The organism is Neobacillus sp. plas4, from assembly GCF_057221695.1.
The window spans coordinates 1776462-1793924 of the sequence record NZ_CM170152.1 but is presented as its reverse complement, the minus strand read 5'-3'; the positions used below and the strand labels follow the sequence as shown (position 1 = coordinate 1793924).

At 36.9% G+C, this 17463-nt stretch carries 20 protein-coding genes; all 20 read right to left on the bottom strand.

The window, feature by feature from the left end; all coding sequences use genetic code 11:
- Positions 1–23 precede the first annotated feature (23 nt).
- The 20 genes from AC2TFD_RS09050 to AC2TFD_RS08955 all read right to left on the bottom strand — a co-directional run bounded on the left by AC2TFD_RS09050 (position 24) and on the right by AC2TFD_RS08955 (position 17461).
- On the bottom strand, positions 24–287 hold the full coding sequence (locus AC2TFD_RS09050) for a YggT family protein (RefSeq protein WP_335510235.1): 264 nt from the start codon (positions 285–287) through the stop codon (positions 24–26).
- A gap of 6 nt (positions 288–293) precedes the next feature.
- The gene (locus tag AC2TFD_RS09045; RefSeq protein ID WP_335510233.1) at positions 294–728 is read right to left on the bottom strand and encodes a cell division protein SepF; all 435 of its coding nucleotides are present in this window, start codon (positions 726–728) and stop codon (positions 294–296) included.
- The gene (locus AC2TFD_RS09040; protein ID WP_484675470.1) at positions 725–1417 is read right to left on the bottom strand and encodes a YggS family pyridoxal phosphate-dependent enzyme; all 693 of its coding nucleotides are present in this window, start codon (positions 1415–1417) and stop codon (positions 725–727) included. Before AC2TFD_RS09040 ends, AC2TFD_RS09045 begins: the two co-directional genes overlap by 4 nt.
- The gene (gene pgeF / locus AC2TFD_RS09035) at positions 1414–2238 is read right to left on the bottom strand and encodes a peptidoglycan editing factor PgeF (RefSeq protein ID WP_484675469.1); all 825 of its coding nucleotides are present in this window, start codon (positions 2236–2238) and stop codon (positions 1414–1416) included. Before pgeF ends, AC2TFD_RS09040 begins: the two co-directional genes overlap by 4 nt.
- A gap of 71 nt (positions 2239–2309) precedes the next feature.
- Entirely contained in the window at positions 2310–2579 is a 270-nt protein-coding gene (locus AC2TFD_RS09030) for a YlmC/YmxH family sporulation protein (RefSeq protein WP_335510228.1), read from the bottom strand.
- Between the two features lie 194 nt (positions 2580–2773).
- The gene (sigG, locus tag AC2TFD_RS09025; protein WP_335510226.1) at positions 2774–3553 is read right to left on the bottom strand and encodes an RNA polymerase sporulation sigma factor SigG; all 780 of its coding nucleotides are present in this window, start codon (positions 3551–3553) and stop codon (positions 2774–2776) included.
- A 356-nt stretch (positions 3554–3909) separates the two neighbouring features.
- Positions 3910–4629 (bottom strand): RNA polymerase sporulation sigma factor SigE, encoded by a 720-nt coding sequence (gene sigE, locus AC2TFD_RS09020; protein ID WP_335510224.1) that lies wholly within the window; start codon positions 4627–4629, stop codon positions 3910–3912.
- Positions 4630–4673: 44 nt separating this feature from the next.
- Complete coding sequence (gene spoIIGA, locus AC2TFD_RS09015) at positions 4674–5612, bottom strand: sigma-E processing peptidase SpoIIGA (protein WP_484675468.1); 939 nt, start codon at positions 5610–5612, stop codon at positions 4674–4676.
- Positions 5613–5854: 242 nt separating this feature from the next.
- Positions 5855–6997, bottom strand: a complete 1143-nt coding sequence (gene ftsZ / locus AC2TFD_RS09010; protein WP_484675467.1) for a cell division protein FtsZ — start codon at positions 6995–6997, stop codon at positions 5855–5857.
- 42 nt (positions 6998–7039) lie between these two features.
- Positions 7040–8326 (bottom strand): cell division protein FtsA, encoded by a 1287-nt coding sequence (gene ftsA / locus AC2TFD_RS09005; RefSeq protein WP_335510217.1) that lies wholly within the window; start codon positions 8324–8326, stop codon positions 7040–7042.
- Positions 8327–8455: 129 nt separating this feature from the next.
- A complete protein-coding gene (locus AC2TFD_RS09000) occupies positions 8456–8818 on the bottom strand; it encodes a small basic family protein (RefSeq protein ID WP_335510215.1) in 363 nt (120 codons plus the stop codon).
- Positions 8818–9555 (bottom strand): DUF881 domain-containing protein, encoded by a 738-nt coding sequence (locus AC2TFD_RS08995; RefSeq protein ID WP_484675466.1) that lies wholly within the window; start codon positions 9553–9555, stop codon positions 8818–8820. The genes AC2TFD_RS09000 and AC2TFD_RS08995 overlap by 1 nt, the downstream gene beginning before the upstream one ends.
- A gap of 50 nt (positions 9556–9605) precedes the next feature.
- Entirely contained in the window at positions 9606–10313 is a 708-nt protein-coding gene (locus AC2TFD_RS08990; RefSeq protein WP_335510239.1) for a DUF881 domain-containing protein, read from the bottom strand.
- Entirely contained in the window at positions 10294–11085 is a 792-nt protein-coding gene (locus AC2TFD_RS08985) for a cell division protein FtsQ/DivIB (protein WP_484675465.1), read from the bottom strand. The genes AC2TFD_RS08990 and AC2TFD_RS08985 overlap by 20 nt, the downstream gene beginning before the upstream one ends.
- Positions 11086–11276: 191 nt before the next feature.
- Positions 11277–12185: a UDP-N-acetylmuramate dehydrogenase gene (gene murB / locus AC2TFD_RS08980; protein WP_484675464.1), complete on the bottom strand. Its 909-nt coding sequence runs from the start codon at positions 12183–12185 to the stop codon at positions 11277–11279.
- Between the two features lie 63 nt (positions 12186–12248).
- Entirely contained in the window at positions 12249–13352 is a 1104-nt protein-coding gene (gene murG / locus AC2TFD_RS08975) for an undecaprenyldiphospho-muramoylpentapeptide beta-N-acetylglucosaminyltransferase (protein ID WP_335519204.1), read from the bottom strand.
- 150 nt (positions 13353–13502) lie between these two features.
- Positions 13503–14603, bottom strand: a complete 1101-nt coding sequence (gene spoVE, locus AC2TFD_RS08970; RefSeq protein ID WP_335567494.1) for a stage V sporulation protein E — start codon at positions 14601–14603, stop codon at positions 13503–13505.
- 73 nt (positions 14604–14676) lie between these two features.
- A complete protein-coding gene (gene murD, locus AC2TFD_RS08965) occupies positions 14677–16029 on the bottom strand; it encodes a UDP-N-acetylmuramoyl-L-alanine--D-glutamate ligase (RefSeq protein ID WP_335513441.1) in 1353 nt (450 codons plus the stop codon).
- Positions 16030–17004, bottom strand: a complete 975-nt coding sequence (mraY, locus tag AC2TFD_RS08960) for a phospho-N-acetylmuramoyl-pentapeptide-transferase (RefSeq protein WP_335513439.1) — start codon at positions 17002–17004, stop codon at positions 16030–16032.
- Position 17005: 1 nt separating this feature from the next.
- A complete protein-coding gene (locus AC2TFD_RS08955; RefSeq protein WP_484675463.1) occupies positions 17006–17461 on the bottom strand; it encodes a hypothetical protein in 456 nt (151 codons plus the stop codon).
- Positions 17462–17463 lie beyond the last annotated feature (2 nt).

Below are 17463 nucleotides of genomic sequence, written 5' to 3'. Positions count from 1 at the left end.
TAGCTCCTTAGACGTGCTTTGCTTTAGGAAATTAGACTTTGTAATACTCTTAATCCCTGAGGGGCAAAAGATAAAACAAAAAATGCAGCTAGTGGAGAAAGATCCATCATACCGATTGGTGGAATGATCTTTCTGAAAGGCTCTAGGAATGGTTCACATAACTTACCAAGAATGGCCCCGATCTGTGAGTCCCTCATATTTGGAAACCATGACAATAGAATATAAATGATAAGCATCCATTTATAAATTCCAAGTAATTGGACTAAAACGTTAAAAATCATATCCATTTCTAGTTACCACCTCGTATCTTGAAATTCTTGTTCCTTGACTAATTCGGAAATATTACCTGAAATCTCAACATTATCAGGTGTACATAAAAATATGCTTGAGCCTATCTTTTGGATGTCTCCACCTAATGCATAAACCGCTCCACTTAAAAAATCGACAATTTGTCTGCCTTCTTCGTGTGCAATACGTTGAAGATTAACTACAACAGCACGTCGGTTTTTTAAATGATCAGTAATATCCTGCGCTTCGGCATAAACTCTAGGCTCTACCAAAATTACTTTTGATGATTTTTGTATACTTTGTAAACTTACAACATTCTGAGGCTTCGAAGGCTGCTTCTGAGGCTTAATTGGTTCAACCTTTTCAAAGTCATCTTGATTATTATCATCAAAGTCATCATCTAAAAAGAAAAATGTTTTTAATTTAGATTTAATCGTCATTTCTTTTCCTCCTCACCAACCTCACCAACAAGTGCAGTTCCAATTCTAATCATCGTGGCACCTTCTTCAATTGCAATCCCAAAGTCATTAGACATTCCCATAGAAAGCTCGGTACAAGGGGCATAATCCAAATTACAATTCTGGATGTGATGGCGAAGTTCATTTAACCTGCGAAAACAATTTCTTAGTTGGGTTTCATCATCCGTGAAAGGAGCCATCGTCATTAATCCTTCAATCATGATATTCTCATAAGGACGAAGACCTTTGATAAAGTCCAGAACTTCTTCAGCTGCTAATCCATGCTTGGATTCTTCCTGTGAGACATTCACTTGGACAAGACATTTTATTTTTTTCCCTGCACGTTTATTAATCTCCTCGGCAAGTGAAATTCGATCTAAGGAGTGAATATACTCTACCTTATCAATGATGTTTTTAACTTTACGTGTCTGCAGTGTTCCAATAAAATGCCATTTAGGCTTGTCCCCTAAAACGTCCCACTTTGCTAAAAGCCCTTCATCACGATTTTCACCTAAATTTACTATACCAGCCTCCATGGCCTCTTTGGCTCTTTCGGTACTGACATATTTCGTCACTGCAATCAGTTTCACTTCATCTGGAGCCCGATTTACCTTTTGGCAGGCATGGCTTATTTGCTGATTAATATGTATGAGATTTTCTGCTACCTTCATTCGGAGCTCTCCTTCCAACCAATATAACTTAACATCCTTCCTGTTTGTCCTTGGTCCCGGCGGTGTGAAAAAAATTCAGTTTTATCACAACTAGAGCAAAGTTTTGAAATTTGTATATTTTTCTCAGGGACCCCTGTTTTAAGAAGAATTAATTTGTTCGTTTCTTTCAAGTCTAATGTATATTGACCAACACTAATTAAATTATATGGTTTTTTTTCGACATCTACTAGTGTATTTTCTACAAAGTTAATTACATAATCATTAACAATATAACATTTTTCACAAATAGACGGACCAATAACTACAAAAATTTCGTTTGGCGCAATTCCTTCTCTTTCCCATTTCTTAATCATTTCCCCTGCAATTTCATTAACGGTTCCCTTCCAGCCAGCATGTGCGGCACCAATCATCTTGTGTTCTGGAGAAATAAAAAAAAGAGGGACACAATCTGCGTAGCAGAGAGTTAACAATATCCCCTCTTCATTTGTATAAAAACCATCTGTCCCCATAAAAGCTTGATCATAGGAATCCGCCCCCTTACCACGGTCACTCCTGGTAATTTTTCTAATTAGGGTTTCATGGGTTTGTTCTGCTCCTACCCAATGCTGAACTGGAAATTGAATAAGATTTGCTAGCTTGTTCCGATTTGAACAAACATCCTCAATTTGATCCCCAACGTGAAAGCCAAGGTTTAAATTTTCATAATTCCCTGTACTGCTGCCACCTTTTTTGGTAGTAAAACCTGCAACCAGACCGGGGTTGTGCTCCATCCAGTTTTTAATGGAAAAATAGGATTCATTTTCAAATGCAAAGGGTTCCATATTTCAACCTCATTTGTTTTTTTCTAGTTTACCATGAATCCTTTAAATGGTCACCGTTGATATAAAGGTTTCTATACTTCCATTTCTTCCGTTGTTTTCTCTTCTACAGATTTAAATCTTACCAAAATGACATCCTGACCAATTTTTATTATATTTTTCCATGGAATAATGATATCTTCTTCCCGCCCAAAAAAGCCCAAAACTTTCCCATTACCGGAAACAATAACAGCTTCAATTTTACCTGTAGTGAGATTGATTTCAATATCACCTATATTTCCAAGTTTTTTGCCATCAGACACATTCACTACATCTTTAATCTGAAATTCGGAAATTTTAACCATAGCTCTCACTCCCACTATTTTATCCTATTGAAACTATATGATTTGTTTCGGTATTTTATCTGTAATAAATCGAAAAAATAAAGCTGTCCTGCAGAGGAAACTGCAAGCACAAAATAAAAAGGGTGAACAGCTACTTATTGTAGCGTTCACCCTGTGTACCGTCCCAAGTATTTGCAGTTTCCTCTTGGACAGCTTTAACTTTGAATATTCTTATTCATTTGTTTGATTGCAGCTTTCTCTAAACGTGATACTTGTGCTTGGGATATTCCAATTTCGTCGGCGACTTCCATTTGTGTTTTACCTTGAAAGAACCGTTTTCTTAAAATCAACTTTTCACGGTCATTTAATCGCCGCATACCTTCTTTTAAGGCAATTTCTTCAATCCAATGGATATCTTTACTTCGTTCATCGCTTAATTGGTCCACTACGTAGATAGGGTCTCCGCCATCATTATAAATTGGTTCGAACAAGGACACTGGATCCTGGATTGCATCTAATGCAAATACTATTTCTTCGTGTGGGACTTCTAATACTTTTGCAATTTCCTCAGCTGTTGGTTCCCGTGAAGTTTCACTCATTAAACGTTCCCTTACTTGGAGTGCCTTATAAGCGATATCTCTTAAGGACCTTGAAACGCGGATAGGATTGTTATCGCGCAGGTACCTGCGTATTTCGCCAATAATCATTGGTACGGCATAAGTGGAAAACTTTACGTTTTGACTTAAATCAAAGTTATCAATCGATTTCATAAGCCCAATACAGCCAACCTGAAACAGATCATCAACAAACTCGCCTCGGTTGTTAAACCGCTGAATAACACTTAGAACAAGTCGTAAATTTCCGTTGACGAGTTTTTCTCGTGCTGTAATATCGCCCTCTTGCATTTGCTTGAAGAGTAATCTCATCTCTTCATTTTTTAATACAGGAAGTTTTGATGTATCTACGCCACAAATTTCAACTTTATTTCGAGTCAATCCCTTTTCCCTCCTCATAGGAGTTGCTGTACAAAAAACAGTATTTCCTTGAGCAGGAAAAATATGCACTTGTACTTTTGCAGGAATCGACACGAATTTGTCAAAAATTGCTTAAATGTCTTTACTCATAAAGGAATTTAAGATATAAAAATTTCTTTTTAAAAAGGCTTTTTTCGCATATATTGTTGTTAAAATCTTAAAGCCGATTTTAACGTGGAAATATCTATTTTGCGCTTTAGAATTTAGTTTGCTGCTCTTTTCTTAATAAATTTTTGCTGCTTTTCTGTGGGAATTTATCAAAATCATAAATTTTTGTTCTAAAAAGCAACAAAGTTTAAGAAAAGAGCCTAAAAACATTACACCATTTTATTAAATTCTTTTCGTAATCTTTTAATTATTCTTTTTTCTAGACGGGAAATGTAAGATTGTGATATGCCCAGCATATCGGCCACATCTTTCTGTGTTTTTTCTTCCCCATTTGTCAAACCAAAGCGGAGCTCCATGATTTGCTTTTCCCTATCCGTTAATTGGTGCAACGCCTTGGACAATAACTTTCTATCAACATTTGCTTCTAAATCCTTCGTAATAATATCATCATCTGTCCCTAATACATCCGACAATAATAATTCATTTCCATCCCAATCAATATTTAATGGTTCATCAAATGAGACTTCTGAGCGTATTTTGTTGTTTCTTCGTAAATACATAAGGATTTCATTTTCAATACACCTAGATGCGTATGTAGCCAGCTTAATTTTTTTCTCAGGATTAAACGTATTGACCGCTTTAATTAAGCCAATGGTACCAATACTAATTAGGTCTTCAATATTAATCCCGGTATTTTCGAATTTTCTTGCGATATAGACAACAAGTCTCAGATTACGTTCAATTAATATCGATCTAGCTGCTTTATCACCGCCAGGAAGCTTATTTAACAAAAGTTCTTCTTCATCCTTACTTAAAGGAGGCGGTAAAGCTTCGCTGCCGCCAATATAATATACTTCATCACTTTTAATTCCTAGTTTGATTAAGATCTTATACCAGTAGTAGGATAAGCGAAGTCTCCATTTTTTCATGCAAGTTCCTCCTTCTAAAATATGATTTTCTGAGTATAGTATAATTAGCTTACTTTCACCGAATCGTCGTGCTGTTTCGGTCCGGTGAGCATTTTGGGATGAACAATGCATTGAAAGGCATCATCTGAAGATAATTGCTGCATAGTAAACGATACAAGACCCTTTTCGCATAAATATCTTTCTCCCTTTGTTTCAAACAGAATTGATTCAGGCTTTACAGCCACAATAAGCTGGTTCTCTTGTCCGACCACCCGACAAGGTACAATCCTCAGCCTATTTTGCCACTCAACGGGTAACTCTACAGTTCCAAAAATCAAAGCATCTGGATCCATTGCGATTTTTTGAATTGGTTCGCTCATTCCCTCCATCATATTTTTTATGGAGACAAACATAACAGGAAGTTTGGTTAATGGATCATAAAGCTGATTACCACTATCAACAAGCCCCTTAACCGTTAATGATTCACCATTTATTATCAGCGTAACATCAACAAGTTGATCAAATTGAATTTTGGTCATTTCCATACTTTCAATATTCCTTTTTGAGAAGTGCCAAGCAATTGGAAAGCCTAATAAAACAAAAAGCCAGCTGATTGGATCTCCAAACCCAGTTACATTTGCGATCATTACTTTTGTTGACATTTCAGCATCAAACTGAACAAAAAAATGGGCTCCTATGAGTGCTCCTCCTATAAGAAATGTTGTGACATAAAGAGTCATTAATGCCTTAATGAAAAAAGAGAAGCGTTTATAACCAAATACGACTAATACCATTACAACCGAAAAAAGCAGCTTTGAAATCGGATGATTGGAATAGGTATGTAAAGGTGTAAATGAAAATAATATGATAAATGAACCAATAAAACCGCCCGCTATTAACCTCCATATCCGAATACGTCTTTTTAGAAAAATAGCTGTTAGATACAGGAGAAGGCTATCAAATAGCAGATTCAGGGCCCAAATAACATCTAAATATATTGACAAGCAACTTCCCCCTTTTAATGTCTCCAGTTACTTAGTAGCTTAATGGATTTTACATTAGGGTGCATTTCCATACTTTTCTATTTCTATTATTCTGTTTACGGAAAAGTATAACCTACTTGAAGGTTTGAAGTGTGTCACTTTCTGTAATCAAAAAAGCAGAAATTTTCACTATAAACAACGTATTTTGTCTAATAAAATTACAACAAAAAAGGCATAGTCCTTTGGGACCATGCCTTTCTAAATTATCTTCTACGGTTTCTGTTACGTAAGAAAGTTGGAATATCTAATGCTTCCTCTTGTGTTACATTGTTGCTGCGAACAGGTTCTTGTGTGACTTCTTCGCGTTTTGGCTCTCTCTTAACTGTACCCATCGTACTCATCTGTGGTTTTGCTTGTCCAAATGCCGGGCGTGTTGATTTAGGCTGCAATACTTCTTCATTAAAGCCTGTTGCAATAACAGTTACAATAATTTCATCTTTATGATTTTCATTAATAACGGAACCAAAAATCATATTTACTTCTGCATCAGACGCTGTTGCGACAATATCAGCTGCTTCCTGAACTTCATATAAACTCAAGTTACTACCGCCTGTGATATTCATTAGAACGCCCTGCGCACCATCAATCGATGTTTCTAACAAAGGAGAACTAATGGCCTTCTTAGCAGCCTCAGTAGCACGATTTTCACCCGTTGCCATACCAATTCCCATTAAAGCAGAACCTTTGTTAGACATAATCGTCTTGACATCTGCAAAGTCTAAGTTAATTAAACCAGGAACAGCAATTAAGTCAGAAATACCCTGAACCCCTTGACGAAGCACATTGTCAGCTTCACGGAATGCTTCAAGCATTGGTGTACTTTTATCTACAATTTCAAGAAGTCTATCGTTTGGAATAACAATTAGAGTGTCCACTGCTTCTTTCATAGCATCAATACCGCCAGCAGCTTGGTTTGAACGTTTTTTCCCTTCGAATGTAAACGGACGAGTTACTACTCCAACTGTTAACGCACCTAGATCCCTTGCAATTTGAGCAATGACTGGAGCAGCACCCGTACCTGTTCCACCACCCATACCAGCCGTTACGAAGACCATGTCGGCGCCGCGTAATGCATCCTCTAATTGCTCTTTACTTTCTTCTGCCGCTTTCTTACCAACCTCGGGGTTAGCTCCGGCTCCGAGACCCCTAGTTAATTTTGACCCAATTTGCATTTTTACTTCTGCTTTTGAAAGGTTCAATGCTTGTGCATCGGTATTAACCGCTATAAATTCAACACCTTGAACTCCATGTTCGATCATTCGATTTACTGCGTTGTTTCCTCCGCCGCCAACCCCTATAACCTTTATTGTTGCAAGAGAATCTAAATTTGTATCAAACTCTAACATGACAAATCCTCCTAATTCGTCGATATTCTTTTTCGTATTTTTCTATTCGAAAAAGAGACCAAGGAATTTTTTTACTTTTGATGACATCTTATCTTCCGGATGTTTTTCTACTTTTGCTTTTGGTTGTTGTTGTTGTTTTTGAACTTTCTTCTCGATTGGTTCAGCTACAGGTGCTGAAGCGACAAAGGTCCCACCTGGTAATCTAGCATTCTTGTAGGCATACTTAATTAAACCAACCGCAGTTGTATACTGAGGCTCTCTTACTCCAATATAATTAGGAACGGCTTTGCGAACTGGGCTTTGGAAAATCGATTGAGCTAGCTCTAATACACCTTGCATATTGGCGGTACCACCTGTAAAGACAAATCCTCCAGGTAAGTCATCGATACCTAATCGTTTTAATTCATGAGCAATTAATTCAAAGATTTCTTCCATACGGGCTTCTATTATTTCGGATACATATAGCTGATTAAATTGTTGATGCTGATCACTTCCGATAATCGGAACACTAAAGAACTCATCTTCTGAAGCATCATCATAAAAAGCATGTCCGTATTTTACTTTAATTTTTTCAGCATCTTCGGTGGAAGTGTGTAACACTTTGGAAAGGTCATTCGTGATTAAATCGCCGCCTACTGGTATTACACTCGTTGCTGCCAAGAATCCTTGTTCAAAATAAGCAATGGTTGTTGATCCACCGCCTAAGTCAACTAAAGCAACACCCAAATTCTTTTCATCTTTTGATAGGGCGTACTCCCCAGCTGCAAGTGGCTGCAGAATAATATCTGTTATTTCCAAACCGGCACGTTCTACACATCGCAATGTATTCGTAATAATCGCATTAGAACCAGTAATAAGTGTCCCTTCTACTTCCAATCGTACACCTATCATTCCACATGGGTTATTTATTTCATCTTTTCCATCTAGGATAAACTGTTTACGGATAACCCCGATAATTTCTCTATCTTGAGGAATTGAAACAACCTGTGCCTCGTCTATAACACGTCTAACATCTTCATTCGTAATTTCACGATTTTGACTAGAAACTCCTACTATTCCACGACAAGGTTCCAAAGCAACCTGATTGCCAGATATTCCAACAATCACTTGTCGTATTTCCATACCAATCATTCTTTCAGCTTCTTCAATTGCACGTTTAATAGAATGAACCGTATCATTGATATCAATGATAGAACCTTTTCGTAAACCCTCCGATTTAACGTTTCCAACACCAATAATATTAATTGAGTCGTTGACAATTTCACCAATGATTACCTTTACACTGGATGTACCGATGTCAAGACTTACATATATTTCATTGCTGTTCATTCTTTGGCACCTCCTTAGCATTCCTTCAGTCGAACAACAATTATTCTTCACAAGATATATAATAAATAGAAAACATACCTATATCTTATAAAATTATTCGTCACAACTAAATAATTCCCTTTAAAAAAATCAATTTTTTTCTAATTTTTCTTTGTTTGTTGACCATTTTGTCAATAATATCCGTCTAATTACTGCAATATTTTGAAATAAACGAACACCAAATGCAAAAACAGCTGCTAGATACAAGTCTACACCAAGATGAACACCTAGAAAAGCTAAACTTGCAGCTAGTAAAATATTAAAAAAGAAACCAGATACGAATACTTTTTCATCATAAATATTTTGCAGATGAGCCCTTATTCCACCAAATAAAGTATCTAGCGCAGCCAAAACTGCAATTGATAGATAATTAGAATATTCGTCAGGAATTCTTATATCTGTTAAAAGACCAAGAAATATTCCCACTATCAACCCTAAAAAAGGGAGCCACATTATGCATTCCCTCCTTCATTCGCTTTTAATGACTCTAAATACCGAATCTGGATAGAATGGTCAAAAGCTGGAATTGTTATTTCAGATTTTGGTTCTGAAATAATAAGCTTTAGGTTTTCGATGAAAAATTCCTCAGTTGCCTTGGAGGCTTTTATCTGATTATATAGTTTTTCAGCTGTTTCTAAATTATCTACGACGACCTTTACATCAATCGGTAAACTGGTTAATGCGTGACCGTCAATTTTTGTTTCATTATTAATATCTCTTATGACAGTTGTATTGATGATACGCTGCTCATCGACAGACACATATTTGGCGTCATACATGTTCAACTCGTTCAATAATCTCTTCAGGAGCTCGGGTGACACTCCACTAAATATAGGTTCCCCAATTTGGATTTCCTCAAGTATTGGTGTAATTCTTAAGGTTAAGCCAGGTCCTTGTATTTCTGTCAGTCCCGCCTCAATCTTCAATTCTTGAATAGTGTCACGTAATGCTTGTTCTTTACTTTGCTTTTGTTTTGACTCATATGCTTGTAACTTTTCTTCAATCGAACGGATTTCACTCAATAACTCAGATTGTAATTCTTTTTCATGAAGTAAAGCTTCACGAAGCTGCCACAAATCACGAGTATCACGTTCAACGGGTTCTTTTACAGTTTGAAATTGAATAGCAATCATAAAACCTATCACGGCTGAGATAACAATAAAGCTAATATTTTTTTTTTGCTTGTCCACTTTTTTCACCCTACCTTATCTATTATCATTACGTGGACATTTTGATTACCTTATGATTTAGCTAAAATTGGATTTAGAATGATTTCGTTCATTTTTTCCAACGAAAAGACAATATTATCGTTAACAAGCTGATCTTTCACACCACCAGTTAGGTTAAGTGCAGAAGTTAATACGTCAGGGTCTCCAATCGCTGTGATGACAAATGGCGCCGGATGTTGAATGCCATCGACAGTGATAACAGGTCCATTACATATTATATATGACTGGCTGGTTAATCTTTGACCATTAATAGCGACCGCAGCCGCACCCGAAATATATAACTCATTAATTACTTTAAAAACATGGAACTCATGAACAAGATAGTTATTAATGTTTTTTTCTTTTGGGTCGTAAGCACCATCTGAAAGCTGAACCTTTACACCTTGCCCCTTTACCTTGACTTTTCCAAGAAACATCCGATATTTTTCAGCGTCTTCAGCAAGAGTGGAATATGCCTCGGCTACTTTTGAAAGGTCCTTTTCATTTTCAAATACCTTATCTTGTTTTTCATTTAATTCCTTCTGCAGCTTTCGGTTTAATTCCTCTGCTTCGATCAGTTGATTTCTAAGATCTAAGGTTTTTTCCCATTGTTTACTTGTCAGATTTGTTTTATTTTGATTAATTTCTTTCTGAGTAAAATGATAGGAAAAAGCAATGATAAACCCAAGAACAAGGCAGACTAGGGATAAAATAACATGCTTACCCTTCACCTTTATCATTCTCAATTTCAGTTTCCTCCGCTTCCAATTCATAGGCCTTAAAATATGAACCTACCTCTAAATCAATAATCCCCTTAATGCTCGGATCTAATTGGCTTATGATCGAAGGATAATGTATCATTTTTTCCGAAAAGCTTCGTAATGTTGCACTAACCTCAAAGCCATCGTTCATAAATAATGAAATATGATATTCATCCGCCTTTTTAGGTGTATGGTGTATTTCTGATATAGCATTTCGAACCTCATCCGGAAGTTCTTCTAATGAAGTGACCATTTCTTTAAGAATTGTACCTTCTTTAAATTTAAAAAGAATGGGTGCATTTACTGGTAATTCAGTAACTTCTCTATCCATTAGAACTTTTCCGTTTTCCATTACTGGATAATAGGATTTATCTGATTTAATATAAGCAATTTTATTACGTTCTTCAATTTCAATGATGACCGAATTAGGCCATTTAATTTTTACATTCGCATTTTTTATGACATTCTTCTGTTCAAGGTCTACAGCAATGATGTTTTTCCTAACACTCCAAATGTTCGTTTCCTTGGAGATTTTTGCGGTTTCAATTACTTCATTTGTTGAAAGCAATTCATTCCCTTTAACGGTTACCTTTTTTACATGACTTAATGGTGACTGTACATAAGCGACAACGGCAATCATGGTAAAGAACAAAAACAGGAGAAAAATAAGCCTTTTGTTGGCTTTGCGCCTTCTTTGCTCTTTTAGTTTCGGAATCCGATCCTCAAGTGCAACAATCTTACCTTTATCCATACACTTCCCTCCATTAAGAATAACGCTTAGCATGTCCTAAAAGAAAACCGTGAATTACCTTTTTGCCTTTACTGCCAAAAAAGCCAAAACAACGGCACGAACAGTCATGCCGTCATTCATTTTCTCAGTTTTTTCCGATATTTATAATGTGTAATTATAACACAAAATTTGTAATTCGTACGACAAATTATTTATTGCCGTCCAACAATTTCTACCTCTGTTTCCATCTTAATCCCATATAAATTTTGAATTGTATCTTTTATATACTGAATTAAATCAAGAACATCCTGAGCTTTTGCATTTCCGGCATTGACAATAAAATTCCCATGCATTTCCGAAATTTTCGCACCGCCAATCTGGTGCCCTTTTAAGCCAGCATCTTCGATCAATCTTCCTGCGTAATTTGGCAGTGGATTTCGGAAGATGCTTCCTGCACAAGGAAAATTCCATGGTTGTGTTTCTTTACGATAATCCTTATTTTTTTGCATTTGCGAAACGATCGCAGACCTATCCCCTTTTGCTAAACTGAATTCTGCTTCCAAAACAATCCCTGGGCGTTTCTTTTGAAGAACAGAGGTTCTGTATGTGAATTCCATTTCGTCCTTGGACAACCACCCAATTTCTCCGTCTTCAAACAAGATGTGGGCTTTTGTTAAAATTTTACTAATATCAGAACCATGTGCACCCGCATTCATATATACTGCGCCGCCCACTGAACCAGGGATTCCACTCGCAAATTCAAGTCCTGATAAACCTTTTTTTGATATTAAGGTAGATAAACTTACTAAGGAATGACCGCCCCCAACCGTAATAGTAGAATCATGAATGGATAGATGGTTCAGCCCAGCGCCTAATTTAATTACCACACCTTCAATTCCCTTATCAGAGACAAGAAGATTTGATCCCCTGCCAATCACCCTCCAAGGAAGTTGATGGTCCTTAATAAAGCTCATAACTTTTTGAATACTTTCTATTGATGATGGTTCAATAAAGATGTCAGCAGGACCGCCAATTTTCATGGTAGTATGATGTGATAATCGTTCATTACTTTTTACTATGCCAATATTTAATTTTTGAATTTCAGTTAATAATTCGTCCATTCCTATCACCCTATCTTTCAAAACAAACGTATAGTTTTAGTTTATGCTAAAAACCTTTATGGGCTACTTTTGTTTTCCTCGTACTAGCTGTTTCATAAGTTTATATAGTCTATCTGCAGAGTCTGGCACGCCCAACTTTTTTGCTTTCATTTTCATAGCATTTAGGTTTTCATCTTCTAACAGAATTTTGTCTATATGCTGAATAAGGCTTTTGCTATTTAAGTCTTTTTCAAGGAGTAATTCTGCTGCACCATGGTCACTAAGGGACCTGGCGTTTTTTTCTTGATGATTATTTGTAACATATGGACTTGGAATGAGTATACTCGGAATACCTAATGAGGTAATCTCAGCCAGTGTTGTAGCACCTGCTCGTGAAACAACTAAATCAATTCCCGCCAAAATCTCAGGCATGTTATGAATAAACGGTTTAATCACTACATTTTCCGGATTCCCAATTAGTTCCACTTCATTCTGGACATCCTTAAAATGGACATCACCAGTGATATAGAGTACTTGATATGGTTTTTCGGCAAATTCGGAAAGTCCTTTAACAACCGCATCATTTATTGGTCTTGCACCCCGGCTGCCACCGAAAATTAGTACCGCTGGCATCGTCGTACTTAAACCTGCGGAAAGTCTTCCTCTAATCCCATCTTTCCCGATGACTTCAGAAGCCCTTGGATTCCCGGTAAACTCCACTTTCCCATTTGGAAAATGTTCTCGAGCCTCCTCGAAACAAATAGCTACCTTGTTTACATATCTGCTTAAGAATTTGTTTGTTAACCCAGGCACACTATTCTGCTCGTGAACAATCGTTGGGATATTTAATTTCGAAGCTGCATAGACAACAGGCCCGCACACATACCCGCCTGTACCGATCACAATATCAGGCTTAAATTCTTTTAACATCTTTTTACTGTCCTTAACACCTTTAAAAAATCTTAAAACCGTTTTAATATTATCCAAGGATAACTTTCTCTTAAAACCGGTAATATGGATTGATTTGAATGGAATCTTCTCCCTTGGTACAATACTGCTTTCCAAGCCGTTCTTTGTCCCTATGTATAGAAATTCTGCGTTTTTATTTTCTTTTTGAATTTCTCTTATTAGTGCAAGAGCTGGATAAATATGTCCGCCAGTCCCCCCGCCGCTTACTACTATTTTCATAATTCCACCCCAAATAAAAACTAAAAGTTCATTTCTTATCCTATCTTACTATAAAATTAACAGAAGGTAATGAATGATAAAAGAATGTTATCTAATTGTAAACTTCAAATGGTAAAAAATAAAAAGAACCCTGCCTCAAAACAGGGTAATTTAGTATCTCGAATAACGGCTAATATTCAAAAGAACACCTATTGCCATTAGCATTAAGGTAAGAGAAGATCCTCCATAACTTAGGAACGGCAATGTAATTCCGGTAACAGGCATTAATCCGGTTACGACACCAATGTTTATCATTACTTGAATGGCAACCATAGAAATTATGCCAACTGCCAGGAAACTTCCATATAAGTCCGGTGCCCCTAAGGCGATGCGGATCCCCCTCCATAATAATAGTGCAAATAAGAGTATGATAAAGGAGCCGCCAATAAACCCAAGTTCTTCAGACAAAATAGCAAAGATAAAATCTGTTTGTGGTTCAGGCAAATAAAAGAACTTCTGCCTGCTTTCACCGAGTCCAAGACCGAATAATCCGCCTGGTCCAATCGCATATAGTGATTGGATGATTTGAAATCCACTTCCTAACGGGTCCTGCCAAGGATCTAAAAATGAGGTTATTCTTTTTATCCTATACGGAGCTGAAGCGACTAAGCCCACAAATCCAGCTAAACCAATTAACCCTAGTAAAGCAAAATGGCCGACTCTTGCACCCGCAATAAAAATCATAACTACACAGGTCCCAATCATAACAGTCCCTGTACCTAAATCCGGTTGGAGCATAATTAAAGCAAATGCGATAAACACTAGACCTAATGAAGGAACCAGCCCTTGCCTAAAGGAGGTTATGAGTTTCTGTCTCTCAGATAGAAACTTAGCTAAAAAGGCAATCATCGCAAGCTTCATGAACTCTGATGGCTGGATGGAAAAAGCACCTACTCCAATCCAGCTTCGTGAGCCATTTCGGACATTTCCCACCCCAGGGATAAGTACAAGTATGAGTAAAACAAAACAAACAATTAATATAACCTTAGACCACTCTCTCCATGTCCAATAATTAATGTTCATAATAAAAAACATTGCTGCTATCCCAACACCAGCAAAAAGGGTTTGTCTCTTAGCAAAGAAGAAGGAGTCATCAAATTTATATTCTGCCCAAATCGCACTGGCACTATAAACCATGATAAGCCCTACTGCCAATAGTGTAAATGTAACTAGTAATAATATGAAATCAGGAGTTGTTCTCTTTGTCGGCACACCTAACACCTCGAGTAGCAAGTTTTAGGGCCTATGCTGCGTAAATTAGGTTTAACCCTAGTTGTACAAGCCCTTACTTAAGCTTATGCACCGCTTCGATAAAAATGTCTCCCCTGACTTCAAAAGTTTTATATTGATCCCAACTTGCACAAGCAGGAGATAACAAAATCACGTCGCCTGGCTCCGAATATTGAAAAGCAACAGGCACGGCCTTTTCAACATTATCGACAGAGGTTATTTGTTTTATTCCTGCCTCTCTTCCTACACGTTGAATTTTAGGCGAGGTTTGGCCAAAGGTTATTAATGCTTTTACATTTTTCAAATATGGCAGTAGTTCATCAAATTCATTTCCACGATCAAGTCCTCCAGCCAGCAGAATGATTGGAGCCTTAAAGGCCTGTAATGCATTAACCGTCGCTAGAATATTTGTTGCCTTTGAATCATTATAAAATTTTCTATCAACCACGTCTGAAACATATTGGAGCCGATGTTTTACACCCGTAAACGTTCTAAGAACAGTCTGAATCGCTTCATTCCTAACTCCGCTTAACTTTGCGGCAGCCATTGCAGATAAGATATTTTCTAAATTATGGACTCCAGGCAGGGCGATTTCGTCCACTGACATTACTTTTTCACCATTAAAACAGATCCAGTCTTCGTTAATATAAGCACCATCACGAAGTACTTGTTTGGTTGAAAATGGAATAAGTGCAGCTTGGGATTGCATTGCAATTTCCAGCACATCCTGCTGATCAGCATTATAAATAAAGTAATCTGCTTCCGTCTGATTTTTGGTAATATTGGCTTTTGCATTAAAATACTCATTCCGGGTTCCGTGATAATCTAAATGGGCATCATAAAGATTTGTAATTACTGCTATTTTAGGTTTAAAGGTGTCAATCCCCATTAATTGAAATGAAGATAATTCAATAACAATATGATTATCTTTAGTCGCCTCTTGGGCTACACCTGAGGCTACAGTCCCAATATTCCCAGCAATTAAAGGATTTTGCTTACCTTCACGCAGCATTTCAAATACAAGTGTTGTCGTGGTTGTTTTGCCGTTTGTCCCTGTTATTCCTATAAAAGGTGCTTCCGAAATTTGATAGGCAAGCTCCACCTCTGTTAATACTGGTATTCCTTTCTTAAGAGCACCTTCAACAATTGGATTTTGATAAGGAATTCCTGGATTTTTAACGATAAGTTCGAAACCTTCATCGAGAAGTTCAACAGGATGTTCGCCACAAATGACCTTTATCCCTTGTTCCAATAACCCTTGAGCTTCAGGATTTTCAGATAATGATTTTTTATCATTTACCGTTACAAATGCACCAAGCTTATGTAATAGTGCTGCTGCTGTTACCCCGCTTTTTGCCAATCCTAGGACTAGAATTTTTTTATGAAGATACGTTTCAATCTGCTTCAATTATAACCACACCTCAATATAGATACCTAGTATCGCTAATAGTAAACCAACGCTCCAAAACGTTACGACAACTTTCCATTCTGACCAGCCAAGTAATTCATAATGGTGATGGAGTGGACTCATTCGAAATATTCTTTTTCCTGTTGTTTTAAACGAAATGACCTGTAATATCACCGACAGTGTTTCTATAACAAAGACTCCACCAATAATCACTAACAATAACTCTAACTTTGTTAGGATGGCAATGGTTGCAATCGCTCCACCAAGAGCTAGTGAGCCGGTATCACCCATAAAAACTTTTGCAGGATGGGCATTGAAAACGAGGAAGCCTAAAACAGCTCCTGCTACAGCAACAGAAAAAATAGCAACTTCCATCTGCGATTGGTTCCAAGCTAAGACTGCATATGCACCAAATGCAATAGCCGCTGTCCCAGAAACTAAACCATCCAGACCATCTGTTAAATTGACTGCATTAGAAAATCCAACCAGCCAAAATACAATAAAAAAGACAAAAAACCAGCCTAATTCTAAAGAGTAACCAGTACCTGGGACTGAAATATCCGTTGGATACCCGTTTTGTTTATAAACAAGATAAAAAATAACCGAAATAATAATCTGCCCTAATAACTTTTGTCTAGATGTTAAACCTAAATTACGTTTTAACGCAACCTTGATGAAATCATCTAAAAAACCAAGTAATCCAAACCCAAAAGTGACAAGAATAAGTAAATATGTTTTAACAGTCGGTTCCGAAAACTTACCTGTCATCACTAGAGTGGTAATAATAATTGAAAATAAAATCATGATTCCGCCCATCGTTGGTGTACCCGTTTTTACTTGATGGGATTTGGGACCTTCCTCCCGAATGCTTTGTCCAAATTTCAACCTTCGCAAGAAGGGAATAAAAAATGGAGAAAGAAGAACCGTGATAAGAAATCCCATTAAAATTGTGAAAAAAATAACTTGCTCCAGCATTTTATCCCCTCCTCTCATCATTGTTATTCGTATTTTTCATTGACAGATTTTCCAACATTACAGCTATATCATATGTTTCTTTATTTTCTTTGAGAAGTTTTTTATTTAAAAATACGAATTTGGTCACATTCATGTCCTTAACTTTATCTCCATCAATTTTTTTAAAGTAAAATCGCAGTAACTCACCTGCTGCATTTAGAGGGGTTTCCGTAAAAAAGATCGGAAAATGATTAGGTGTATACCTAGGTACAGGTTTTTCTTTATCCCAAATAGCTGCAACAGCTCCGTTGGTGATTGCGTCTAATAGTTCACCTGAATCATCACTTAACGGTATAAACAAACCTCGCGGCTGATCTTCAGCCGCACTGTCAGTAACCGTCATATAAAAATGATCCGCCTCTCTTACCCCCTTAAAATCAGAGAGTAATGTTACTAAATCATTAAACATTAAATACATTT